This is a genomic window from Bacteriovorax sp. Seq25_V (genome assembly GCF_000447795.1).
In the GTDB taxonomy this organism is placed as follows: domain Bacteria; phylum Bdellovibrionota; class Bacteriovoracia; order Bacteriovoracales; family Bacteriovoracaceae; genus Halobacteriovorax_A.
Genome location: NZ_AUNI01000021.1, coordinates 121,106 through 145,368 on the forward strand (window position 1 = coordinate 121,106; position 24,263 = coordinate 145,368).

Below are 24,263 nucleotides of genomic sequence, written 5' to 3' on the forward strand. Positions count from 1 at the left end.
TATGGAAGCTTCAGTTTGGACATCAAACACAGTTGCAATCAAGTACATGTTTTATTTTTTAGCTATGGCTATCGCTGCTTTCGGTGGAACAGCTGCTCAGTCAAGAGCTGCATCAGTTGCTCTTGAAGGTATCGCAAGAAACCCATCAGCTGCAGACAAAATTCAAACTCCAATGATTCTTGGTCTTGCACTTATGGAATCACTTGTAATTTTCGTACTTATCTCTGTATTCCTTGCAGGTTAATTCGAAGAAAACAAATTTCTAAGAAAATGAGGGAGCTTCTAGCTCCCTTTTTTTATACTCCAATCTGTAAAAAATACAGTATCTTAGAATCACTCTGAGATTATTTCATCCCAGTCTGGGATATTCTCGCAAAATCCATTTACGAAATATAAATACTTTATCAATAAAAAAAGCTTGTAACTTATACTTACTTTGGATTCATAGCGTCATTTTGTTGTATAAGTCGGTTTCGAGGTGAACAAATGGATAAAGTCTATTTAGAGAGGCCAAATGTGTGCGAGATGCTTCAGCACCACATTAGAGTCTTTAAGAAAGAGCATCCACGGCTTAGTGGAGCGCAGATTGCGAGAAGATTTGGCGTATCAACGTCATCGTTAAATCGTATTGAAAATGGGGATATCAAAAACCCTACAATTGAACAGGCCGTAAAGGTTTTACGCGCGACCTGTGGCCCTGAGACAGTCGCTGAGTTCATGCGAACTTATTATCCAGACATTCATCATGGGCTCTTGGATTACTTTAAGTCGTCGTCTGAGAAAGTAGAACTAGAAGAGGATGTTGAACAGTACTTCTGTGATGAATCCACTTATATGATGATGCTTTTTGCGACAACAAAGCGTGGGCTTTCTGAGAATTGGGTTCTTCAGGAGTACGGCCGTGCTGGGCACACGAAGTTTATGAAACTTGCTTCACGTGGAGTTCTTGTGAATCGTGATGGGCGGTTTTTTGCTAGTGAGAGGGATGTGGATCTAGGAACTGAACCATGCTTGAGAGCGATAGAATATATTGCAAAATCTTCTGCTGAAGAAGCAAGAGCTATGAAAGAAAAACCAAAGAGAACATATTATTTAACGAATTACGCATCAGTAAATTATAAAAAAATTGAAACAAAACTTAATAATCTTATTGAAGATTTTGAATATGAAATTGGCTTGATATTGAATGATGAAGCTAATTATGGAAATGACTTAGTATTCTGTGGGAACATTATTAAAAAAATTAAAAGCGAGGTTTTATAATGAATAAAGTTATATTATTAGCACTTATAGCTAATATCATTTTTGCAAGCTCTGGTGGTAGAGGAAATACACTTGGTGATGACGATAGAATTGTAGATCTACGTGATAAAAACACACAAATACTAGGCTCAGGTAGTAGTGGAGATACCACTCCAGACTCTTATGTAAGTATCAAAAAGCAATTGAAAATTGGAGAAGTGTTAAAAATTGGTCACGATGATATTTTGATATTACGGACGATGAAAAGATATGTTGCTCTAGATAAATATCAAGATGTTGAGTTATATAGGGAGATTAAAGATTATATAAATATAGAAGCAAAAAAAATTAAAAATATTTTTGGAGATAATGCTGATGAGATAATAAAAGAAGACTTAGACGTCGATCAAATAAAACCGTATATCTTAGAAGATTTCTAAAAAATTAGGGGGGATAACATTCCCCCTATTTTTTAAATATATCATCCATTTGCTTACAGTATTTAACTGTATATTCAATTTTATTCTCATTAACATCTAGGGTTACATTAACATCTCTATCAGAAAGTTTCCTAGGCATATAAAATGGGTATTCGACAGGAACAAAACTCACTATTATCGTATCTAAGAGTTTATATTTTGACTTCAAGAATTCACCAAATTCATTAAATTTATTTTCTAAAATTATAGGAGTGATTTCATTATTTAAAAGAGTAATAACACACTGAACTTTAGTTTCTAGTAGTATGTTATTGTCTCTAAGAGACTTTATTGTTTTTCCAAAAAAGCCTTGGTAATCGATAAGATCATTATTTAAGACATTTTTATAACGAGTTTTATTATAGATTTCTTTTAGTAGAAAGTTCAGCTTATCAACCTCTCCCCCATCACAATCATCTCCACATATAAGCGACTTTGATAGGTTTAAAGTATCAGACGTAGTTACTAATGAAATGACTTCAGCATTTTTTGCGATAACTGATCCAAGTTTTAAATTTGGACAGTCCTTGATCGCTAGATTTTTAGAATTAGTCTTTGTTGAACCGAGAGCATAAATCGACTCGTAAGTAATTGCGCAATCAAGTTTATCTTGCACATACTTCCCTTCACTATTTTTTGAAATCGAAATTGCATTAACGGCAGTATCATTTTTATCAAGTATTGCTGGGTTTAAATTAAGAGATGAAATATCAGTTTGGACTTCAATAGTTGTAAGCTCCTCGCCTACTGAAATAGACGAACACTTATTCACACCGTTGTTGATATCTAAGATATCAACATTTCCACAATCCAAAAGTTTTCCACAATCATTTGTAACTAGAACTTTGCCGTCGTTGATAACTCCGGTACATAAATTATTCCCATCAACAATTGCTACAATTGAGTCTATGCAATCATTAGAATCGCATGAAAAATTATCAGAAACTTTCAAAACCTGCTCTTCTTGTTGAGTCGAAGGTACAGAAGTTGAATCCTGTGAAGAAGGTTTGTCGCAGGAAGCGATTATCAACAATATAGCTAAGAGATAAATTTTCATATGTTAATAATAACTAAATAAATGTCACTTGTGAGAATCATTGAAATCTTTAACTAGGGTGTTCAAAGTTTAGACAATCTACTGAAAATACAATGTACTTTCAATAACTTAGGGAGATGTTAAAAATAGATAGCTTGCAAAGAACCTTGTTAATTCCCCGTTTTGCTTCTTGCGCCAATGAAGGCGCCTCAAAAGAGGTAATTCATAGAGGAATTAACAAGGTTGTTAAAACTTCTTGTGATCATTATTCAGATAATAATCTGGATAGTTGAATACAAGAAGGGATAACGTAATTAAGGTGAGTACAAGCCTACTCACCTTTCCCTTGTTTAATATATCATTCAATATTGAAGTGACCAAATTATATAAAAAAGTATCCTGGAACCTAATGGATAAAACGTGTAAATTACGATAGTCTACTTGAATGTGGCTAACAACAAAAATTTTATGGTTCGTCTATATAGTACTGAATATATGGATTATTACAGCGGCTCGTTTATGGAATGAGCACTTAACAATATATGCCTTACTCGTACATATACTAGGCCTTCTGATTATTTATCTTTATTCGGAGATAGTTAATAATCTTGTTAAGAATGTGTATCTTAGGACAGGTTTTTCGTCATTTATTGCGTTTCTGTATTACCTCGCGGCCAGATATCATTATAGAGTAAGAACAAATTTTGATTATGCAGTATTTATCGAAAACTTTCATGAAATGTTTTCGGAAGAAAGTGTCAAAGTTATCTTTGATACATTACGTACAAAAGATATTTTGAATGCTGTTGGTCTTGGTGTGATCATGCTTCTAATTCATTGGAAGTGGAAGTCATTCTCGGCTGACAAGGGACACGTTAATTATAAGAAGGGTCTAAGAAAAATTGTCATTCTCTTCGTTGTAATTGCAATGTCGCCTTATACATATGGGGAACTTTCATACATCATGAAGTCTGCATATGAGTACTATATGGGTGGTAAGTATCCAACAGGCAAGCTATACGAAAAATTAGTCTCAGAAGAAGAACCATATAGACAGCAATTTAAAGCTAGATTCAATAATAAAAAAGATGTGATTATTATTGCCATGGAGTCCTTCAATGGGCTTTATACGAATAAGGAAATGAATGGAAAAGAATTAACTCCAACAATTAATTCTCTACTCAAAGAAGGTTTATTCGTAGAAGATTTTTATGGAAATTCTATCCAAACAGCAAAGGGCCATTTTTCAATACTATGTGGCCGAACGCCTTTAATTCGTGGAAAGGCTTCGTACATCGCTGATCCTGATAAACTTGATTGTGCGCCAAAGTTATTCAAAGAAAATGGGTATACGACATTTTTTCACCAATCACATGGTGATTTAAGTTTTGATAACACAGATGGCTTCTTAAGAAGTATAGGATTTGAAACCCTAAGGGTTTCAAGATCCGAACTTTTGACAGAAGAGCAGCGTAAGAAAAATATCTGGGGATGGGGTATGCAAGATAATTTTTCTTATGAGCAATTTATCGATAGTTTTAAAGAATTAAAAAAACAAGGTAAGCCCGTGTTTGCAATGATGGCAACAATTAGTCACCATATGAAATTTAGAGGTGTCCCAAAAGATCAGCGATATATATACCCAGAAGCATCGAATAACAAAGAATACTTCTTTAATTCTCTACATTTGAGCGATAAATATCTAGCTACATTTGTCAAAAGGATGAAAGAAGAGAAATTATTTGATGACACAATTATTGTAATTGTAGGAGATCATAGTTTTCCAGCAGGAGAACACTGGTACTATGACAATCAAGCAAGTTATTATCAGGAATTTTTTAAAATTCCATTGATAATTATTTCAAAAGACCAAATACAACCGAAGATAATTTCGAAACAAACATTTTCTCAGGTTAACATCCTTCCTACTCTGTTAGATTTAACAGGTTACAAGGGAGAAGTAAGGCTACAGGCTAAATCAATGTTTAGTACTCCTGGTGAATATGCTCATTTAATACAGCCATATAATGGACTTTATTTTGGAGTTGCAAAGTACCCTTATAAATTAGTTTGGGAAAAAAGAAGTAACAGATACTTTCTTTATGATTTAGAGAAAGATCCCATGGAAGAAAATTCAATATCAAATGAACAAATATTTGATGAATTTAAAGAACAGATGGATGTAATTATTTACAATGATAAAGCTATCAGAAAAAACTAAGAAATTTTTATTAATATTTCTTGGGTTTAAATTTATAACAATTTGGGCAGCTTCATTTAGTGATTTTGCAAATCCACATGTTCATCGTCAAAAAGATACTTTAGGTGTTGCCTATTCATATTATTATAATTTTTTTGTTAAAACAGGATTCGAATGGAAGGAATTATTACCATCTGTAATGAATCGTGGCGATTCAAGTGGAATAACTCCTATGGAATTCCCATTTCTTAACGTTATTCTTTCACCGTTCTTTTTAATATCAGAAAATTACAAATTTCAGTTTGCGCTATTAGGGTTTCTAGTAATTACATTTGGATTCATAATTGTATCAATTAAGGTTTGGGAAAATAAAAAAATATATAATGTTGATGCTGAAATCATAATGAGGGTTCTACCATTTATTTCTATATTACCTATATATCTTGGGAAAGTAATACCAGACATCTGGGCATTTTACATAGGGTTGATAGGAATTGGAATTGCGTGGGAGAGGAAAATAACCTTCAAAAGTCTGATGTTGTTATCTCTAGCTTTAATGATAAAACCTAATGTTGCGCCAATATATTTTCTATTTCTATTGGAACAAAAAATATGTTTGAAACGATTAATGACAATGTCGATACCTGTAATCGTGTCTTTTTGTTATATGTTATTTGGTAATAAGTATATTGCTTCAGTACATGATTTAAAATTATATGCTACAGAGTTTCGTGGCCTAAGTTATAATTTAAATGAATTTTTCGCTCAAATTTATAAGTATCCCAAATATATAAATTCGATATTCATAACTAAATTTGCAATTATAATATGCTCCTTTGATCGAAGATTAAGGAATGAATATAAATTGATCACGCTATTTATAGTAATAAGTTTATTCTATGTTGCATTATGTGGAACTCATACAGTTATACATTCGTATTATGTACTTCCAGTTGCAGTACTGAGTACAATTATTTTATTTAAAATTGAAAATAAAACTATTCTTAAACTAGTATTGTTACTTATTGTAGTGAGGAATGTTGAGCTAGTTTATAATGAGTCGAAAAACATTTATAAGAATACGAATAAGTACTCATTTAGAAATGATTGTACAAAATTGAGTTCAAAATTGAAAACACTTGGAATTGAGAAAGTTAGAACAAAATTTGAAAGATATCCGAATATTGGAGCTTGTGGACAAGTGTTTACAAACTCAAGTGAATCCAATTATGGCATTTATGAGAGTGCTACACTTCCAGATTCGGTATCAATATTAGAGACATACGGGCCATATACATTAGTTCAATTTATAAAATAAATATGACCAATATTAGGTGAATTGTTCAATGCGAGTCACTCATAGAGAGCTAATTTCTTTAAAGATAACAAAGTATTCATCCTCATAATATATTTCATAGTTTAATTTTATGAAGTGAGAAATTAATCCTTCACGTTCAGTTCTTCTTTGAGGAAATGTATTAGAATGCTCCCCTTTTTCAACTATGAAGTAATCATAGTTATTAAGTTGCTTCCCGAAACCTTTGTGGTGATAGATCTTTCTATTTGGAATAATTAAAGTGTTAATTATTCCACCTGTACTCCCAATTGTTTTTGAAATAGGCACGTTAGTAACGCTAGTTTTGAGTCGATTAATAGACTTTAGACGTAGTGATGATATTTCACAGTTTGAAAACTTGTCTCTGAAAATAGTATTTGAAAGTTTCGTAATTGAACCCATTCCGGATAGAAGAAACAATATTAAAGATAAATTCAAGTATGAAATTGGAAAAAATTTAAAATCAACAAGTATCAAAGCAAATATAATGGAAAGAAATTGTATATCATAATGATAGCCGAGTTTTCCACATAGGACATGAATTCCAAGTAAAGGTAAAAGGATCGAGAAGGCTAAAAAATCGGTTTGCGTAAATTTTGAGATTTTAAATTTAATGAAGAATAATGGCGCAAAAGGATATAATAACTTTGCAAATCCAATTAGAGAAACATCACGCAAGCGCCCCATCAATGTTGTGAAAAAATCATTCTTAAAACCTGAGAGTAACGTGTTGGAATAGTCAAAGGTAGTTCCAAGTAATAATTTGCGTCCAAATAATTCAAATAAAATAAATCCATAGATGATTAATATTGAAATAATAAAATGAGATTTTGATTTTTTGTAGAAGAAAAATGGGACAAAAATAAGTGAGAATGCCCAACTCTCTTTGCAAATACATAGACAAAAAATATATAGAATTGTTCGCTTATAATTTTCACGACTGAATTCAAAAAGCATGAGGATGATAAAAATAGATGACCAAGTTGTAGGATGAATGGGAAAGCGATAAGCGTTTAAAACACCCTTTGATAGAATAAAGAAGAATGGAAGGTAGAGGCCTTTATCTGAGTACTTCCAAAGAATGTGAAGAGTGCAAAACAAAATAAGAGATTCGAAAATAACGCCTGAGTAAAGGTGATTATTAAGTAACAAATATAAAGGAGATGCTAGAAATATGATTGGGTCAAAATGATCATTAAAAATATTGATGCCACGACCTGTTAGGAATGGATTTAGTTGGAAATTTGAGGTGATTTCCACTAGTGCCTGATGATAAACGCCGTAGTCTAGTAAGTTAAAGCAGCTGTATTCTAGACCTTTTATATTAGTAGCCAAAAGCAATGAAAAAATTGCAATAACACATAGTGCAATGATAGAATAATTGAAATTTTTATTTATAAACATCTGTTAATTTTAGTTTAATATATAAACTATCTAAAGTAATAATTTGGGGAAAATGTGAAGCTTAGCGTTGTTATGCCTGTATATAATGAGGACAAAACTGTAGTTGAAATGGTCAAGAGGGTTAAAGATGCTTTAACAAAATTACCAGATGCCATTTCTTCGACTGAAATTATTATTGTTGAAGATGGTTCAAAAGATAATACGCAGGCTACTCTAAAGGAAAATTTCGCTTCAGATGATCAAATTAAATTATTTTTCCAACCTCATAATCAAGGGAAAGGTGCTGCGATTACAAAAGGTTTTTCGCTAACTACGGGTGACATTGTACTAGTTCAAGACGCAGATATGGAATATGATCCATATGAATATCCTATATTATTGAAGCCAATTATTGAAAATGGCGCAGATGTTGTTTATGGATCTCGTTTTAAAGGTGAAGTGGCGAGGGTTTTATATTTTTGGCACTATCTAGGAAATCAATTTTTAACATTGCTTTCTAATATGTTTACGAATCTAAATTTAACTGACATGGAGACATGTTATAAAGTTTTTAAAGGTGATATTATTAGAAATATGATTCTTACTTCAAAGAGGTTCGGGATTGAGCCAGAAATGACTGCGAAAATTTCGAAAATGCCAGAAATTAAGATTTATGAAGTACCTATATCGTATTATGGAAGAACTTATGCAGAAGGTAAGAAAATCGGATGGAAAGATGGCTTCTCTGCACTCTGGTGTATATTTAAGTTCAATGTTTTAACAGACTATGCAAATTCATTTAAAAGATAGAAAGTCATTAATCTATCTTTATGTAATATTAGCTCTAATTATAGTTGTTAAGTTTCTTGAGACATTAACACCATTCAACTATGCTGATTCCTTATATTATGGAATGGTTATAGGAAAAAATCTTTCTTGGCAAAGCCTCAAGGATTCATACTTAACAGTATGTGGATCGTTTCAAAGTGGACTAGTAGAATTTTTGCAAGCATATCCCATAAGTAAAATGGGTGGAAATATTTGGACACAAGTAACAATGCAGGCGATGCACTTTATTTTTGGCCAATTACTCGCGGGATATATTCTTTATAAAAATATTAAAGATAAAAAAATAGCAATTATTGCTTTTATTGCAGCTCTTACAATCTCTGTTGATTCAGATTTCTTTTTGTACTCTAAGACAGATGGTTACTTAGCATCATTAGGACTTTATACATTTTTTAGTATTAGAAAAAGAAATAATCCATACATAATTGGATTATTACTCGGGCTAATTCCTTTGATTAAGTTGAGTGGTTTATTGATAACGGCACCATTAAGTCTATATTACATGATTAAAAATAGAGACTTTAAAAATATACTTAAAACTGCATTTGTAGCGCTTGCACTAACGAGTATTATACTAATTAGAAATTATATTTTTACGGGAACACCATTCTATCCTGCCTTATTAAAAATATTTCCAGGCGACGTTAGTCAAACACCGAGAGAGTATTACTTGAGCGCCTTATCTTCACCAATAAATTCGAGTGTGCTACTTAGGGTTATGAAAGATTTTTTCTTAGGTAAGATGGTTTTCATATTGATACCTTTCCTTATTTATAAAAATAAATTTAAAAATATAGAGATATATTTATTGTCACTAGTGGTTTTTGGGATTTATGTAATAATTAATGGTGGAATTAGTGCGAGTAGATTCTTTTTCTTATGTTTCTTTTTGAATATATTCTACATAGGTATAAGCTTGGAGCATGCTCGGATAGCAAATAAGCAGTTGGTTCTCTTACTAATTTTAGTCCTGGTAGATTCGAAAATCGATAAAACGCTAAAACGTGATAAAGAGAATATCAAAAATATAATAACAAATAATTATCATAAATATCGCCAGGATAAAATACCACTATCTAAATTTTGGGATTACATACCTGAAAATTCAAAAATATTATCAGATGAGTTTTCACAGCAGTTTTATGCTCCAAAGGGAGTTGAGTTGATATTTGGCCAATGCAATAAAAAATTTGAACCATTTAGAAATTGTACTGAAGAAGCTTATTCAAATATTGAAAGATTCGATTATGCAATATTAGCAGATAGATATACCAATAAGTGTTTTGATAAAGTTAAAAATAATGAAAAAATATATGAATATGGACGTTATAAATTATACAGGATTGAGAAATGAAATATTTTGCACATGAGAGAGCGATTGTAGAGTCAGAAAATATTGGCAACGGAACAAGAATATGGGCTAATGCTCATATTTTGCCAAATGCAAAAATTGGAAGAGAATGTAACATTTGCGATGGTGTATTTATAGAGAATGATGTCCTCGTCGGAAATAGTGTAACGATAAAATGCGGAGTACAGTTGTGGGATGGAGTAAGGATTGAAGATAATGTCTTTATCGGTCCAAACGCAACATTTACAAATGATAAAAAACCAAGAAGTAAGGAATACCCAGATAAGTTCTTAGAAACAATAGTTGAAAAAAATGCGAGTATCGGCGCAAATGCTACGATTCTTCCTGGTATTAAGATAGGGCAAGGAAGTATGATTGGAGCTGGAAGTGTTGTTACTAAGACTGTACCGCCATTAGCTGTGATCACAGGAAATCCAGGAATTATTCGAGATTATACGCATGAACTAGATTCAAAGGCTTTGGGTGTGACTCTTGTAAAATTTAAAGAGATTCATGATTCACGCGGAAGCTTAACTTTTGGTGAGTTCGACAAAGAAATTCCATTTCAAGTAAAAAGATTTTTTACAATTTACGATGTGAAGTATGGCTATTCTAGAGGTGATCATGCACATAAAGAGTGTCACCAATTTATAATGTGTCAACGAGGTAGTGTGGATCTAGTCTTTGATGATGGCAAGAATAGACAGAAAATATCTCTCAAGGAACCTAATGTTGGTATTCATGTTAGTCCAGGAGTATGGACATCATTATATAACTTCTCAGAAGGTGCCTCTGTAATTGTCTTCACCTCTGAGTATTATGATGAAAGTGACTACATAAGAAATTATGACGATTTTTTGAGATTTAAAAATGTTTAAACTTTTAAAATTTCTTCTAGGTACAATAGTTTTTATAATTATTACTGGTGGCTATAAGTTTCAAATTGGTAAAGCAAAAGTAGATTTAACAAACACTGATGTTCCAGGATTACTTTTTTTATTACTTATCTCTATAGGATATATATTTAAACTTGAGTATTTTTTAAAAATAAAAAAATTCATGCTTGTTTGGTATGCAAAAATAACTGAAGAGAAGAATTCAAGAAGTCTTTTTAATATCACGTTATTATATCTTACGGTGACAACATTCTTAGGTCATGTGTTTAAACAGTACTCATTTCAATCTCATGGATTGGATCAGGTATTTATTCATCAGCCACTGTTTTATCCTTGGTTTAAAGAAAAGCTGCTATTTTGTAGCGTATGTCCAAATAATACATTTTTTGGGGAGCATATTAATTTTACCTTCTTACTTGTTGCACCACTAACGTCATTATTTAAAAGTGATATCTTAGTCTTTCTTATAAATGTATTTTTGTTATACGGAGGAATGTATTTATTAATTACGAAAGGGCCCCTGAGAAACAAAGCTAATTACTGGTTTGTCTCACTGCTGATTTTGTGTTCAGCGAGAACCTATCGAAATGCTGGGATATGGGATTTACGAGAAGATCATTTTGCATTTTTCTTTATGGTATTAGCTCTGATTGCTATTTATAGAAAAAATATTTCTATTTACTTCATGAGCGTAGTTTTAGTGTTAATAAGTAAAGAAAATATGTCTTACTTGGTACCATTTTTAATATTCCCACTACTTTTAGAAAAAGATTTGGATTATTCAAAAAAAGCTAGAGTCTACTTATCTCTTGGAACAGTAATGTTATCTCTAATTTGGATGAAGTTATCATTTGCTTATGTTTTTCCATATTTCAATAATAACATGCCTCCTTCAGCAAATATTGTCGATAGATTTGATGGTATTGCTAAAAGTACTGGGGAGCTAGTTATTAAAATCTTAACAGATTATCATGTTCAAAAGAAATTAATCGTAGAAAGAGTTTTGACCGTTGGGGGTATTAAGTATGTGGCAATACTACTACTACCTTTTCTAATAAGTTGTAGGAAAAGATGGTATTGGATAATTGCAGCATCTCCTATTATAGGAATGAATCTTCTATCATATGCCGGAACACAAAAGATGATGATTTTTCATTACGATTTAGTAATCATACCGATTTTAAGTATGGGTGTTTTATATGCAATAAAGAATCACGATAAATACTTACCAGTATATCTCTTAGCTGCATTAATGGTATCAGGTCGTTGGCCAAGCCAATATTTATCTAAAAATGTTCCATCAGGCACTACATATAATAAAGTAAAATTTCTTAAGTCGATTGATACAAAAGAAAGAGTATGTACATCATGGAAAAACTTAGCGTATTTATCACATTTAGAAGACGTCTGTGTGCTAACTTTTAATTCACTTACAAGAGAAGATTTTTATAAAGAAAATTATGATCGAGCTTATTACGGTGGTGCAGTAAAGAAAGATAGTTTGTTAATTATCGATCTTTCAGAACAAAAGCAGGCTTCGATATATAAAATTATCAGAAAAGAATACTTAGTTATAAAAGAGTCACCTACTCTATTGTTATTGAGACCGGTCGCTTTTTAGTGTTTTCGTAAGCACGCCAGGTATAATTACCAATGATTGCAAGTCCAATCGAGTTGAGGCTTGCAAAGAACATTATAATGAGTACTGTTGCCGCATAACCTGGAACAGTTATTGCTCCTGATAATTTTGCAATGATAATTATTATTGCAAGGAAGATAGATGAAAGAAGAGCGATGATACCAATATTTGTTAGCAAGCGTATCGGTAAATCTGTAAATGCAAATATACTATCCATTAAATATTTTAACTTTCTTTTAAATGTCCAAGCAGAAACACCAATTTCACGTTCTTGTCTTGTATAGGGAATAACTTTTCGCTTGAAGCCAATCCAATATAGAAGACCAATAAGTGAAGTGTTTAACTCCTCAAGTTTACATAATTGATCTCTTACTCTTCTATTACATCCAAAAATATCTACACCACCAGGAGGTAAATCAGGGATAACGAATTTCTTATATAGAAACCAGAAGGTTTTTGAAAATACTTCAGAGAAGAACGGATCATTCCTTGTTTCACGTGTACCAATAGTTATGTCACACTCGGAGCTAATTAATGAATTATGAAAATCAATCATAAGCTCAGGAGGCTCCTGTAAATCAGCGGCCATGACTCCAAAATGATCACCTTTTGCAAATTTAAGTCCAGTATGAATTGCCGCAAAAGATCCAAAATTTCGAGAATGAGAAATTAGTTGATAATTTAATTTAGTGTCTTGCAACTTCTCTTTAAGAATAAGGTAAGATCTATCGGGGGAACCATCAACAACGAAGACTACTTCTAGATTTGTTATTGAATTATTTAGCTGAATTAGTGCATCCAACAATGGAGGTATGTTCAGTTCATTCATATATACAGGGATGACAACGGAAAACATTTAGGCCTCAAAATTATTCAAAAGTTCACAAATATGAATGATATCATCAGAACTATGGATGGTAGATATAGGAAGAGATAACGTTGTTCTATGTATCTCTTCGGTGATAGGGAAATTTAAGTGATCGTAAGTTTCTTTAAAGCATTCCTGTTTGTGTGGAGGAATAGGATAATGGATTTCTGTCTTTACACCATTCTCTTCCAGATAAGATTTCAGTTCATCCCTTTTGTTATGTCTAATATTGAATATATGAAAGACATCGAAAAAATCTGGACTCTGAATTGGAAGAATAAATTTAGATGAATTAAGAAGCCTAAAATAGATTTGCGCAAGTGTTCTCTTGTGTTCAGTGATATTATAGATATCCTTGAGCTTGATATCTAAAAATCTGGCCTGACATTCATCAAGACGAGAGTTCATTCCTATATAAATATTTTGATATTTTATATGAGAACCATAATTCCTCAAGGCCTTAACTTTATCAGCAAGCTTGTCATCTGATGTTACTATTGCACCAGCATCCCCTAGTGCGCCCAAATTTTTTGTTGGATAAAAACTAAATGCATTTATATGACCAAACGAGCCAGCTACATCACTTCCCTGTTTAGCTCCGTGTGCCTGGGCACAGTCTTCAATTACTTTTAGGTTGTTCGCTTTAGCAATGCTCATGATAGAGCTCATGTCACATAACTTTCCATACATATGAACACATAATATGGCTTTAGTATTTGATGTAATGCTCTTTTCGATTTCGCTCGGATCAATATTATATGTATCTGAGCATGGCTCTACTAAAACTGGAATTAGCCCAGCTTGTTTAATTGATAGTACAGATGCAATATAGGAGTTTGCTGCAACAATAACTTCACTACCCTTTGGTAAATCTAGTGCGAGGAATGATATTGTTAATGCATCTAGTCCAGATGCAACACCGATGCAGTGATTGCTATTTGTATAATTTGCAAAATTAGTTTCGAAACTTTGAACACCCTTGCCAAGGACATACCAACCACTTTTTAAAAACTCAGTGAATGAGTTTTCATACTGCATGAAGTATTTAGCATTTAATTTACCAAGATTTTCATATTCAATCACAGAATTTCCGATGTAAATGAAGTTATAACTAGGGTATTATATTGCTATGAAGGGCAAAACTAAAGTCTTATTTATTACAGTTAGATCTGATATGGGTGGTGGCCCAAAGCACGTATATGAATTATGCTCTGGTCTCTCTGAAATAGATGTTTACATTGCAAGTCCTTGCGATGCGCCATACTACGAAAAATATAGAAGTATAAGTAATGGTCATATTAAAATCCCACATAGAAAGTTTTCACTACTTAAACTAATTGAGCTAATTCAATATTGTCGAAATAATGGCATCAATATCGTTCATTCTCACGGGCGTGGTGCAGGAATTTACTCAAGATTTATGGGGCTCTTTGGATTTAAAGTTGTTCATACGTTTCATGGAGTTCATCACGCCTCCATAGTAGAGAGAATGCTCAAACATTTAACAAATAGATTTATATGTGTTTCAAGAAGTGAAATGATAAATGCGCTCGCTTTTGGACTTTGTGAAAAAATAAATACAGTAGTAATTCCCAACGGGATAGAAGAAAAGAAATATAGTGATATAACTTCACCTGGAAAAAAGATCTTAGGTACAATCTCTCGTTTAGATCCCCATAAAAATAATGGAGAGCTTATACGATTTATGAAAGAGCTTCCAGAGTATCACTTGTTAATAGCAGGTGATGGAGAAGAGAAAGAATATTTAAAATCTATAGCACCAACCAATGTCGAATTTATGGGTTATGTAGACGATATACCAAATTTTTTGAATAAAATTGACATCTATGTAAGTGCTTCGAGAGGTGAAGGTTTACCATACTCAGTCTTGGAAGCGATGGCGGCAGGGAAGAAAATTGTATTAAGTGATGTGGTTGGACATAATGACATAGAAGGAAATATTTTATTATATAAACCTGAGCAACTTGAGATATTTAAAAATGCACTTCTAAAAGCAGAAAATTGTAAAATATCCACAGAGTATTGTATAAATAATCAAATTAAGAAAATTGAACAAATATATGAATAAAAAAATATTAATAGTGTCGTATTTTTATCCACCACAAAATGCTATTGCAGCTCAAAGACCAGCATCTTGGTATAAGTATTGGACAAGGCTTGGATTTGATGTTGAAGTTTTAACAACACCTAAGAGTTTCTATAGTGAGGAAAAGCAAACTACACCAAATATTTATGAAGTGGAACCACATAAGATTTATAACAAGATAAGAAAGTTTTATCATAGCAGTGTTAAAGGTGTAGTTCAGACAAATAATACTAATGAACATAAAAATGGTATTAAATCTAAATTAAAAAAGTGGCTTGTTTCAAGAGGCTTATCAACATCGACTAGAATGCCAGATGCATCAGATTTATGGATAGGTAATGCTAAAGAATGGATAAAAGCGAAAGAAACTAAATGGGATTTAGTCGTATCAACATTCGGGCCTTATTCAACACATATTATTGCTTCATGGGCAAAAGAAAATGGATATGCTCGAAAATGGTGTGCGGACTATAGAGATCTTTGGACAGGAGATACTATTTATCCTGGTTTTTTTCCATTAACACTGATTGAGGACAAGCTAGAATACAATTTATTACAGAATGCAGATTTTATTAGTGTGATATCTGAAGCACAAAAAACCTACTTTGAAACTAAGCTCTACAGACCCAATGTGTATATTTTTGAAAACGGATTTGATATCGAAGAAATTGATATATTAGAAAAAGGGAAATCATTACTAAGTAAAGACAAAATAAATATTACATATACAGGGTCAATTTATCCTGGCAAGCGTGATCCTGCTCCATTATTTAAAGCGATGAAAAATCTGATAGAAAAAGGTAACAAATTAGACTTAATTTGTGTGAATTTTTATGGTCAAAATGTTGGAGTTTTGCATGATGAAGTAAAAAGAATGGGATTAGAAGAATATGTTAGAATTGAAGGAATGGTAGGAAGAGAAGAGTCGCTGAAAATACAAAAAGATAGTGATGTACTTCTCTTTTTAGAGAGCACTGAAAATGATGATCAAGGTGTTGTTTCTGGTAAATTATTTGAATATATTTATTCCGGTCCATATATCTTCGGTGTGGGGATAAACGACAAAAGCCCATCTGGTAAAATTATTGTAGAAACTGAAAGTGGTATGAATTTCTTGAACGATGTAGAGAAAATTGAAGAAGCATTAATGAAGTTGTTAGATAGAAAGTTGAAAAGAGCTGAAGACTTATCAAAGATTCTAAAATATTCACGTAAAAATATAGCAGAAAATATGATTTCTGTATTGTTGGGTTAAATATGTGTGGGATAACTTGTTTAATTTCTAAAAGAGAAATTAATAAAGAAGACTTTAAAAAAAGAAATGATGTTATATCACATCGTGGACCAGATGGTGAAGGTTTTGAGTATTTTGAAAATGAAGATTATAAGATAGCTTTTGGACATAGAAGATTGGCTATTTTAGATTTGAGCTCCAATGGTTTACAACCAATGACTTGTTTTCAAAGATATACGATAATATTCAATGGAGAGGTATATAACTACATAGAACTTAGAAATGAATTAAAAGAGTATGAGTTCAAAACAGGGACTGATACTGAAGTTATTGTTGCAGCCTATGACAGATGGGGAACTAAATGTTTTGAAAAATTCAACGGTATGTGGACAATAATTATTTATGATTCAATATCAGATAAAATAATAATTTCAAGAGATCGATTTGGAATAAAGCCATTATACTATGTAGAAAATGAGCAAGATATCATTTTCGGCTCTGAGATAAAGCAAGTAGTAGGTAAAACAGTAAGGCCTAATAGAGAATTAATCTACGATTATTTAGTTCACGGTATTCAAGACCATACAAACGAGACAATGTTTGAAGGTGTCAGACAATTTCGTGCAGGATGTTTTGCAGTAATAGATTTAAAAGAAGAATCTTATAAATTAGAATTTATTCCTTATTTTGATATAAATCAGAAGATTGAAAAACAAGGGCTAAAGAAACGTTTTTTTAATTCTATTAAATTGCGTTTGAGATCAGATGTTCCAGTGGGTTCTTGCTTGTCAGGAGGCTTAGATTCATCTTCGATAGTGTATGGATTAGCAACTGAAGTTAAGAAGGAGAATATTTTTACATTTACTTCAGTGTCAAAACATAAAAAATTTGATGAAACACAGTTTTCAGATATTGTTGTTGAGGATGTAGGTGCAAAAAACTTTAAAGTCGAGCCACAATTTAACAGTCTTGTAGCTGAACTTGATAAGATAATATGGCATCAAGATGAACCGTTTACTTCGACGAGTATCTTTGCACAATGGGAAATTTTTAAGTGTGCAAAGGAAAATAATATAAAGGTCATGCTTGATGGACAAGGAGCAGACGAAGTCTTGAGTGGGTATCATCAGTTTTTTAAGAGTTATTTATTTTCTTACTTACAAGATCGAAGATACTTAGATTTTTTTAGAGAGCTTAGAAAAATCATAAAAAATAACAATATGTCTTGGAAGTTTTGTCTTGAAGTACTTATCTTGTATTACCTTCCAGAGTTTATCATTCAAAAAATTAGAAGTATTTTCAATAAAAACAATTCGAAACCAAATTGGATTAGAAATGATGTCAAAAGTCGGCCAGACCCAAGGACATATGAATATGTAAAGAACTTGAATAAACATTGTGAAATGCAACTTAAGACTACTAACTTGCCAATGTTACTTCACTATGAAGATCGAAATTCGATGGCTTCATCTATTGAGGCGCGAGTTCCATTTTTAGATTTTGAATTAGTTCTCGAGACTATGTCTACGAATTACTCAGAGAGAATGAGTGATGGCTTGACTAAAACTTTACTAAGAAGGGAAATGAAAGATTTGGTTAATGACGAAATTTTAGAGCGAAAAGATAAAATGGGATTTGTTACGGCAGAAGAGATATGGTTTAAAAATAATGCGAGTGAAGTAGAAGGTATGATTCATTCTGCACTTGAAAGAATTAGTATAATTAATAAACATATAATCATTGAAGACTTTAAAAAATTTCTTAGCGATAAAAAATCTTATAACTTCGCATTTTGGAGAATTATTTGTCTCGGAAGATGGTTGAAATTAAATAATATAGAGATTTGAAATTTTCTTAGATATCGAATGTGCTGAAAATTCATTCATCGCATTTTCTCTTATTTTTTTAGAGTTAAAGTTATTAATGTTATTCTTAAGGTTTTTTAAAACGGTATAGACTTGCTCAGATGATAAATTGTCTACAAGAAATCCATTAGAATCATCGATGAATTCTTCAGGTCCTCCACATTTTGTTGCGATAACAGGTGTGCCTGTATACAAGGCTTCAAGATAAACGATCCCAAAAGTCTCGGATCTAGAAGTAAGAATAAAAAAATCACAATTATGAAAAAAGGAATTCAACTCTGAGTTCTCAATGTAACCTATCCAATTAATAAATAAGTCAGGTGCGTGTGTATGATGAAGACTTTTAAGATGAGATTCCTCTGTGCCAGTTCCAATAATTGTAAGATGGAAATCTGATTGTTCTTCAGAGCTCATTTTCGAAAAAGCTTCGAGCAAAATATCAAATCCTTTTTGATGATTAAGTCCACCTATAGAGAGAAGCTTGATTTTTTCTTTTTTATTGTTTTGATTTTTTAGAGTGAAAGAAGATTCATCAACGATATTAGGAATGACTTGAACATTTGGAACTGAATATTTGAGCATATCATTCTTTAAAGAATTACTCACGGCTATATTGGTAACAGCAGAAGAATACGTATCCAGAATATGTGATTGAAGTTTCGATGTCGTATCTAAATATGTTGGAAAGGGAAATGGACTCATGTGTTCTGTTATAATGTAAGGGATACTGAACTTGGATGCGATGTAGCCTGCTGGATAAACAACATGACAATGTATAAAGTCTATATTAGAAAATTTCTTTAAAACTTTTTTAACTGTTAGATAAAGAGGTATCCAAAGTAAAGGTACTTTATGAGAAAATGTAATAGTTGGAATTGAAATTTCAATTAAATTATCAAGAATGTTCCTCTCGGAAGATTTTGATTTAAACATTCTAATTAGATTAATTACTATTTTATAAGGATTTTTAAGAGAGCTATACAACTCCTCCTGACCCCAATTAAGTATATAGAATGTTTGATTGGGATTGTGTTGAGCTAATGCTTTTGCTTGGTTATAAGTGAAAATACCGTTGTTAGGATATTTTTTAGTTGGATACCAAGAAGGTAATATTAGAATATGATCAGCTCTTTTCAAGATTTCCTCGTACTTTATATATAAGTATAAGATTATAGATAATTATAAAAATTATTTCGAGTAGTACCCAAAGTTTTAGACCACTTAAAAAATCATTCGTGTAATGACCATACATGAAAGATGAAACACGAACCAAAGGAAAAACTATGCCAAATAATAGAGAATATCTTTGTAGTCCTAGGGTGATATAGCTACCTGAGGTTGGAGAACTGATAAACATAATCAGCATTATAAAAGAGAGAATTTGAGCGATTTGACCAGCGAGAAGCCATGAGTCGCCAAATACAAGCTTGAATAGAAAACTCCCACCGAAGAAAAGAACAATAAAAGGGAAAAATCCAAATATAGAGAGCTTTAACCAAGTTTTTTTCAATAAAGCATAAGAATTAATTTTGTCATTATTCCATTGTTTTGAAAATTCTTGATAGAACACTTGGCCAACAGCCCCACAGATAAAAGCAATTGGTAAGCTAATAATCTTCCATGCTAAACTAAACTGTCCGGCAGTAGATACATCGAAAAATTTAACAATTAAAATGGGAGGCAATTGTAATGATGCAATATCTAAAAGTGCAGTTGGGAAAATATACTTTGGTATATCTTTGTACTCTTTAGTGCTCTTAACTAGAACCTTGATTTTTTCACTTATGTGCCATCTCTTTACTACATAAATGCAGATTATAAATGTAATAGTAAGCCCAAGTAATTGGGCAAGAATAAGACCTGTAGTAATTTTAAATAAGCCTAAGACTATTCCAGTAATAGCTATTGATGAAGATTGAAAAATTCTAATCTTAGAAATTAATTTATAAAATTTAAAACGTGTAAGAATAGAGTTAGACGAGGCAATAAAGGAAAGAAATAATGCAATGAAAGGAATTAGAAGTGCTATATTCTGTATTTCAAATACTTTTAAATAATACGAGGGAACAAAGCAAAAAACCAACAGGGTCACGATAAAAAATATAAAAGTTAAAGAATTTGTGAAAGAAAAAAGCTGTGTTGCCTGCTTGTCACTTCTTGGAAGAACATAAGTGGTTTCAAATTTTAATGTAAAAAAAATTGCTAGAATATTACCCCATGCTGTCAAAAGAGCAAGTTGCCCAAAATTAGATGGTATGTATAGTCGAGTTAATACAGGACTAAGAAGAATAGGAATGAGCTGTGCAAAACCAGCACCAGCAAGCAAGGTTGCAATATTTTTTCCAAACTCGGATTTAGGAAAATATTTTGATATCACTTATTACCTAAAGAATGTGTAAGTTGTTCTACAATACGTTTTGACGCTGTTCCATTCCCATAAAAATTTTCAAATTGTTCTATACCTACACTCGAAATAAAGTTTTCATATTCAGCAATAATAAGATCTTCATCTGCCCCAACAAGCTTATTAATCCCAGCATTAGTCAGTTCAACCCATTCGGTTTCATCGCGTAAAACAATACATCTTTTATTAAAAAAATAGGATTCTTTTTGTAGTCCACCAGAATCTGTCATAACAAACATACTATTGTGTATCAGATTAAGCATATCTAAGTAACCAACTGGATCAATTACTTTGAAAGATATTTGAATTGAGAGTTTATCAATTAAAGCTTTAGTTCTTGGGTGTAGAGGACAAATAATTGTTGTCTTTTTTGAGATTGTGTTTAAAGCACTTATTATATTCTTTAGTCTGGTCGGATCATCTGTATTTTCTGCTCTGTGAAGTGTGCATAGAATAAAGTCAGTCGTTATGGGTAATGTCCTTTTTTTAGCCTTGTCTCTAAAGTGCAATGCTGCGTCAAGCATAACATCGCCGACATTATCTATTAAACAGTCGATGTTTTTGTATCCCTCTTTTTCTAGATTATGAACAGCTTCTACAGTTGGACAAAAAAGGAAACTGGATATTCTGTCTGTTAAAATTCTGTTTATTTCTTCGGGCATGCGGTTGTTAAAACTCCTAAGGCCTGCTTCTATATGACAAATTGGTATATGAAGTTTACTAGCAGAAATCGCAGCAGCAAGAGTTGAGTTAGTATCGCCATAAACAATAACAAGAGAAGGTTTTTCTTTGATAAGAATATCTTCTATTGAAGAAATCATCTCACCAGTCATATGACCATGACTTTTACCATTGATACCGAGGTTATAATCAGGCTTTGATATATCAAGCTCTTCAAAAAAGATATCCGACATATTAGCGTCAAAATGTTGCCCTGTGTGAATTAGGATATGCTCCAAACCATTATTAATGATTTCCTTAATAACTACTGAAGCCTTTATAAACTGTGGTCTGGCACCAATAACAGTAACAAATTTCATAACACCTTCTGATTAATAATCTATTAATTTTAAACCTAATAAACTATAATTTAAAATACTTGGAAACACAAAATATTGCAGTATTGGTGAGATATGAAGCTATTAAAGAAAATAGAAAATAATGAATTGGTTGTTGGGATAATTGGACTTGGTTACGTCGGTCTACCACTTCTTTTAAGATTTAACGAAGAGAATATTAATGTTATTGGTTTTGATGTAGATATTCAAAAAACTGAGAAGTTGAACTCTGGCCATTCTTACATTGAACATATTGACTCAAAACGAATTGCAGAAATGAGAAATCTAGGGAAATTTACTGCAACTACAGACTTTAGTAAAATAAGCGATGTCGATGCGATAATAATCTGTGTACCTACACCATTGAACAAATACCGAGAGCCTGATTTAAGCTATGTGACTAATACTATTGATTCGTTTCTACCATACTTAAGGTCACAGCAATTGATTTCTCTAGAAAGTACTACTTATCCAGGCACAACAGACGAGGAAATAGTTAGTCGTTTGGAAAAGACAAATTTGAAAGTAGGGGAAGATATATTTGTTGTGTATTCGCCAGAAAGAGAAGATCCAGGTAACGAAAGATATAGTACCAAAACAATCCCAAAAGTGTGTGGTGGAATAACAGCTGGATGCTTAGAAGTAGGAGTCAGCCTATATTCAAAAATAATTGATACAGTGGTACCAGTTAGTTCATGTCGAGCAGCAGAAATGACTAAGCTTCTCGAAAATATTCATAGAGCGGTTAATATTGGTCTAGTAAACGAAATGAAGATTGTTGCTGATCGCATGGGTATAGATATATTTGAGGTGATAAATGCTGCTGGAACAAAACCATTTGGTTTTGTTCCATATTTTCCAGGGCCCGGTTTGGGTGGGCACTGTATTCCAATCGATCCATTCTATTTGACTTGGAAGGCACGTGAATATGGAGTACATACAAGATTTATCGAACTAGCCGGAGAAATAAACTCTGCAATGCCAGACTATGTTTTATCAAAAATAGTAAAAGGGCTAAATGCAGTAGGAAAATCATTAAATGGATCTAAAGTATTAGTTCTAGGAATTGCATATAAAAAGAATGTAGATGATATGAGAGAATCTCCATCTGTTGAGATTATGGAGCTATTGCGAGAAGCAAAAGCCGATGTTGCTTATTCTGATCCACATGTTCCAGTGTTTCCTAAGATGCGTGAGCACAAATTTGATTTAAGAAGTGTCGAACTTACGCCTAAAAACTTAGAAGAATATGATTGTGTCGTACTAGCTACGGCACATGATAAATTTGATTACGAACAAATTTTTGAATATTCTAAGATGATTGTAGATACAAGAGGTGTCTACAAAATTAGGCATGAAAAATTAATTAAGGCGTAGAAGATGAAAAATTTTATAGCTGTTGGAGTTGGTGGTTATATAGCACCAAGACATTTAGAGGCAATTAATCATGTTGGTGGAAAGATAATCGCAGCATATGATAATAAAGATTCTGTTGGAATTTTGGATCGATTCACACAAGATGTTCCATTTTTCACTACATTTGAGGAGTACTCATATTTCTTGGATAAAATTTCATCGAGTTCAAGTATTGATTACTGCTCTGTGATGAGTCCAAACTATATGCATAAGTTTCACATATGGCACGGTCTAAAAAATGGAGCAGATGTAATTTGCGAGAAACCACTCGTTCTAGATGTAAATGAAATTGATGAGCTTGTTTCATTAGAGCAAAAATTTGGAAAAAAAATTAATACAGTTCTTCAATTAAGAGTACATGAAACAATTAAAGAACTAAGAAAAAAAATACTACAGGATAATAAGCAAGAAAAATACGAGGTTGATTTAACATATATAACGTCAAGAGGACCATGGTATATGTCTTCATGGAAAGGAAATACTTATCAATCTGGTGGCTTGCCACTAAATATAGGTATACACTTTTTTGATATGTTAACATGGCTTTTTGGAAAACTTGAAAAACAGGAAGTACATCACTTTGATGAGAGTTCATGTGCAGGATTTCTTGAATTAGAAAAAGCAAAAGTGAAATGGTTTCTATCTTTAGATAAGAACATGTTACCTGAAAGCGCTAAACAACAGAATAAAACTACGTATAGAAATATAACTTTTAATGGTGAAGAAATTGAATTCTCAGATGGCTTTACTGAGCTTCATAAAACGGTATATACAGACGTGCTTAATGGTCATGGTTATGGAGTTGAGGACGCAAGAAATGCGATTACGATTGTTGACTCAATGAGAAAAATGTCATTGATAAGTGCAAGCGAGAATAAACACCCATTTTTGAGGAAATAG

21 protein-coding genes are annotated in these 24,263 nt (G+C 32.2%); 14 read left to right on the top strand and 7 right to left on the bottom strand.

The genetic code is table 11. From position 1 onward, the window contains the following. Nucleotide 1: 1 nt before the first annotated feature. From M900_RS15305 to M900_RS15315, 3 genes are all read left to right on the top strand, one after another. The gene (locus M900_RS15305) at nt 2-244 is read left to right on the top strand and encodes an ATP synthase F0 subunit C (protein ID WP_021275923.1); all 243 of its coding nucleotides are present in this window, start codon (nt 2-4) and stop codon (nt 242-244) included. A 242-nt stretch (nt 245-486) separates the two neighbouring features. Then, a complete protein-coding gene (locus tag M900_RS15310; protein ID WP_021275787.1) occupies nt 487-1,263 on the top strand; it encodes a helix-turn-helix transcriptional regulator in 777 nt (258 codons plus the stop codon). Next, complete coding sequence (locus M900_RS15315; RefSeq protein ID WP_021275710.1) at nt 1,263-1,682, top strand: hypothetical protein; 420 nt, start codon at nt 1,263-1,265, stop codon at nt 1,680-1,682. Before M900_RS15310 ends, M900_RS15315 begins: the two co-directional genes overlap by 1 nt. Before the next feature lie 25 nt (nt 1,683-1,707). Here the strand turns inward: M900_RS15315 and M900_RS15320 are convergent, their stop codons facing one another. After that, nucleotides 1,708-2,778: an STK_08120 family protein gene (locus tag M900_RS15320; protein WP_021275756.1), complete on the bottom strand. Its 1,071-nt coding sequence runs from the start codon at nt 2,776-2,778 to the stop codon at nt 1,708-1,710. 718 nt (nt 2,779-3,496) lie between these two features. On the opposite strand from M900_RS15320, the gene M900_RS15325 reads away from it, so the two are divergent. Next, entirely contained in the window at nt 3,497-4,978 is a 1,482-nt protein-coding gene (locus tag M900_RS15325; RefSeq protein ID WP_021275919.1) for an LTA synthase family protein, read from the top strand. Then, nucleotides 4,953-6,275 carry a hypothetical protein gene (locus tag M900_RS15330; RefSeq protein ID WP_021275944.1) on the top strand — a complete coding sequence of 441 codons (1,323 nt, stop codon included), beginning with the start codon at nt 4,953-4,955 and terminating at the stop codon, nt 6,273-6,275. Before M900_RS15325 ends, M900_RS15330 begins: the two co-directional genes overlap by 26 nt. Nucleotides 6,276-6,314: 39 nt before the next feature. Here M900_RS15330 and M900_RS15335 read toward each other — a convergent pair whose 3' ends face one another. After that, nucleotides 6,315-7,697 (bottom strand): hypothetical protein, encoded by a 1,383-nt coding sequence (locus tag M900_RS15335; protein ID WP_021275798.1) that lies wholly within the window; start codon nt 7,695-7,697, stop codon nt 6,315-6,317. 54 nt (nt 7,698-7,751) lie between these two features. On the opposite strand from M900_RS15335, the gene M900_RS15340 reads away from it, so the two are divergent. From M900_RS15340 to M900_RS15355, 4 genes are read left to right on the top strand one after another with little or no spacing between them, the layout of a single operon-like run. Next, nucleotides 7,752-8,486, top strand: coding sequence for a glycosyltransferase family 2 protein (locus M900_RS15340; RefSeq protein WP_021275964.1), 735 nt, complete (start codon nt 7,752-7,754; stop codon nt 8,484-8,486). After that, the gene (locus M900_RS15345) at nt 8,464-9,879 is read left to right on the top strand and encodes a glycosyltransferase 87 family protein (RefSeq protein ID WP_021275908.1); all 1,416 of its coding nucleotides are present in this window, start codon (nt 8,464-8,466) and stop codon (nt 9,877-9,879) included. The genes M900_RS15340 and M900_RS15345 overlap by 23 nt, the downstream gene beginning before the upstream one ends. Then, nucleotides 9,876-10,754 carry a WxcM-like domain-containing protein gene (locus M900_RS15350; RefSeq protein WP_021275932.1) on the top strand — a complete coding sequence of 293 codons (879 nt, stop codon included), beginning with the start codon at nt 9,876-9,878 and terminating at the stop codon, nt 10,752-10,754. Before M900_RS15345 ends, M900_RS15350 begins: the two co-directional genes overlap by 4 nt. After that, entirely contained in the window at nt 10,747-12,393 is a 1,647-nt protein-coding gene (locus M900_RS15355; RefSeq protein WP_021275738.1) for a DUF2079 domain-containing protein, read from the top strand. Before M900_RS15350 ends, M900_RS15355 begins: the two co-directional genes overlap by 8 nt. Here M900_RS15355 and M900_RS15360 read toward each other — a convergent pair. Continuing rightward, the gene (locus tag M900_RS15360) at nt 12,359-13,267 is read right to left on the bottom strand and encodes a glycosyltransferase family 2 protein (protein ID WP_021275684.1); all 909 of its coding nucleotides are present in this window, start codon (nt 13,265-13,267) and stop codon (nt 12,359-12,361) included. The genes M900_RS15355 and M900_RS15360 overlap by 35 nt on opposite strands. Continuing rightward, nucleotides 13,268-14,362: a DegT/DnrJ/EryC1/StrS aminotransferase family protein gene (locus M900_RS15365; protein WP_021275978.1), complete on the bottom strand. Its 1,095-nt coding sequence runs from the start codon at nt 14,360-14,362 to the stop codon at nt 13,268-13,270. It lies immediately after the preceding gene. A gap of 46 nt (nt 14,363-14,408) precedes the next feature. On the opposite strand from M900_RS15365, the gene M900_RS15370 reads away from it, so the two are divergent. Genes M900_RS15370 through asnB form a run of 3 tightly spaced genes read left to right on the top strand, consistent with a single transcriptional unit; the run spans nt 14,409 to nt 18,467 of the window. Then, nucleotides 14,409-15,368 (top strand): glycosyltransferase, encoded by a 960-nt coding sequence (locus tag M900_RS15370; protein WP_021275706.1) that lies wholly within the window; start codon nt 14,409-14,411, stop codon nt 15,366-15,368. After that, on the top strand, nt 15,361-16,641 hold the full coding sequence (locus M900_RS15375; protein ID WP_021275809.1) for a hypothetical protein: 1,281 nt from the start codon (nt 15,361-15,363) through the stop codon (nt 16,639-16,641). The genes M900_RS15370 and M900_RS15375 overlap by 8 nt, the downstream gene beginning before the upstream one ends. Nucleotides 16,642-16,643: 2 nt before the next feature. Next, nucleotides 16,644-18,467, top strand: a complete 1,824-nt coding sequence (asnB, locus tag M900_RS15380) for an asparagine synthase (glutamine-hydrolyzing) (protein ID WP_021275723.1) — start codon at nt 16,644-16,646, stop codon at nt 18,465-18,467. Here asnB and M900_RS15385 read toward each other — a convergent pair. The 3 genes from M900_RS15385 to wecB are packed head-to-tail and all read right to left on the bottom strand — an operon-like array spanning nt 18,447 to nt 21,929. Further along, complete coding sequence (locus M900_RS15385; RefSeq protein ID WP_021275849.1) at nt 18,447-19,622, bottom strand: glycosyltransferase; 1,176 nt, start codon at nt 19,620-19,622, stop codon at nt 18,447-18,449. The two genes, asnB and M900_RS15385, sit on opposite strands and share 21 nt — an antisense overlap. Next, entirely contained in the window at nt 19,609-20,862 is a 1,254-nt protein-coding gene (locus M900_RS15390) for a lipopolysaccharide biosynthesis protein (protein WP_021276031.1), read from the bottom strand. Before M900_RS15390 ends, M900_RS15385 begins: the two co-directional genes overlap by 14 nt. After that, on the bottom strand, nt 20,859-21,929 hold the full coding sequence (gene wecB / locus M900_RS15395) for a non-hydrolyzing UDP-N-acetylglucosamine 2-epimerase (RefSeq protein WP_021275897.1): 1,071 nt from the start codon (nt 21,927-21,929) through the stop codon (nt 20,859-20,861). Before wecB ends, M900_RS15390 begins: the two co-directional genes overlap by 4 nt. A 93-nt stretch (nt 21,930-22,022) precedes the next feature. Here wecB and M900_RS15400 point away from each other — a divergent pair, with 93 nt between their 5' ends. Continuing rightward, entirely contained in the window at nt 22,023-23,324 is a 1,302-nt protein-coding gene (locus M900_RS15400; RefSeq protein ID WP_021275901.1) for a nucleotide sugar dehydrogenase, read from the top strand. 3 nt (nt 23,325-23,327) lie between these two features. Next, entirely contained in the window at nt 23,328-24,263 is a 936-nt protein-coding gene (locus M900_RS15405) for a Gfo/Idh/MocA family oxidoreductase (RefSeq protein ID WP_021276027.1), read from the top strand.

Excerpts from the sequence above, each read along its gene's own strand:
- M900_RS15305 (WP_021275923.1), top strand. The coding sequence starts at position 2 with ATGGAAGCTTCAGTTTGGACATCAAACACAGTTGCAATCAAGTACATG.
- M900_RS15310 (WP_021275787.1), top strand. The coding sequence starts at position 487 with ATGGATAAAGTCTATTTAGAGAGGCCAAATGTGTGCGAGATGCTTCAG.
- M900_RS15315 (WP_021275710.1), top strand. The coding sequence starts at position 1,263 with ATGAATAAAGTTATATTATTAGCACTTATAGCTAATATCATTTTTGCA.
- M900_RS15320 (WP_021275756.1), bottom strand. The coding sequence starts at position 2,778 with ATGAAAATTTATCTCTTAGCTATATTGTTGATAATCGCTTCCTGCGAC.
- M900_RS15325 (WP_021275919.1), top strand. The coding sequence starts at position 3,497 with ATGTTTTCGGAAGAAAGTGTCAAAGTTATCTTTGATACATTACGTACA.
- M900_RS15330 (WP_021275944.1), top strand. The coding sequence starts at position 4,953 with ATGATAAAGCTATCAGAAAAAACTAAGAAATTTTTATTAATATTTCTT.
- M900_RS15335 (WP_021275798.1), bottom strand. The coding sequence starts at position 7,697 with ATGTTTATAAATAAAAATTTCAATTATTCTATCATTGCACTATGTGTT.
- M900_RS15345 (WP_021275908.1), top strand. The coding sequence starts at position 8,464 with ATGCAAATTCATTTAAAAGATAGAAAGTCATTAATCTATCTTTATGTA.
- M900_RS15350 (WP_021275932.1), top strand. The coding sequence starts at position 9,876 with ATGAAATATTTTGCACATGAGAGAGCGATTGTAGAGTCAGAAAATATT.
- M900_RS15355 (WP_021275738.1), top strand. The coding sequence starts at position 10,747 with ATGTTTAAACTTTTAAAATTTCTTCTAGGTACAATAGTTTTTATAATT.
- M900_RS15360 (WP_021275684.1), bottom strand. The coding sequence starts at position 13,267 with ATGTTTTCCGTTGTCATCCCTGTATATATGAATGAACTGAACATACCT.
- M900_RS15370 (WP_021275706.1), top strand. The coding sequence starts at position 14,409 with ATGAAGGGCAAAACTAAAGTCTTATTTATTACAGTTAGATCTGATATG.
- M900_RS15375 (WP_021275809.1), top strand. The coding sequence starts at position 15,361 with ATGAATAAAAAAATATTAATAGTGTCGTATTTTTATCCACCACAAAAT.
- asnB (WP_021275723.1), top strand. The coding sequence starts at position 16,644 with ATGTGTGGGATAACTTGTTTAATTTCTAAAAGAGAAATTAATAAAGAA.
- wecB (WP_021275897.1), bottom strand. The coding sequence starts at position 21,929 with ATGAAATTTGTTACTGTTATTGGTGCCAGACCACAGTTTATAAAGGCT.
- M900_RS15400 (WP_021275901.1), top strand. The coding sequence starts at position 22,023 with ATGAAGCTATTAAAGAAAATAGAAAATAATGAATTGGTTGTTGGGATA.
- M900_RS15405 (WP_021276027.1), top strand. The coding sequence starts at position 23,328 with ATGAAAAATTTTATAGCTGTTGGAGTTGGTGGTTATATAGCACCAAGA.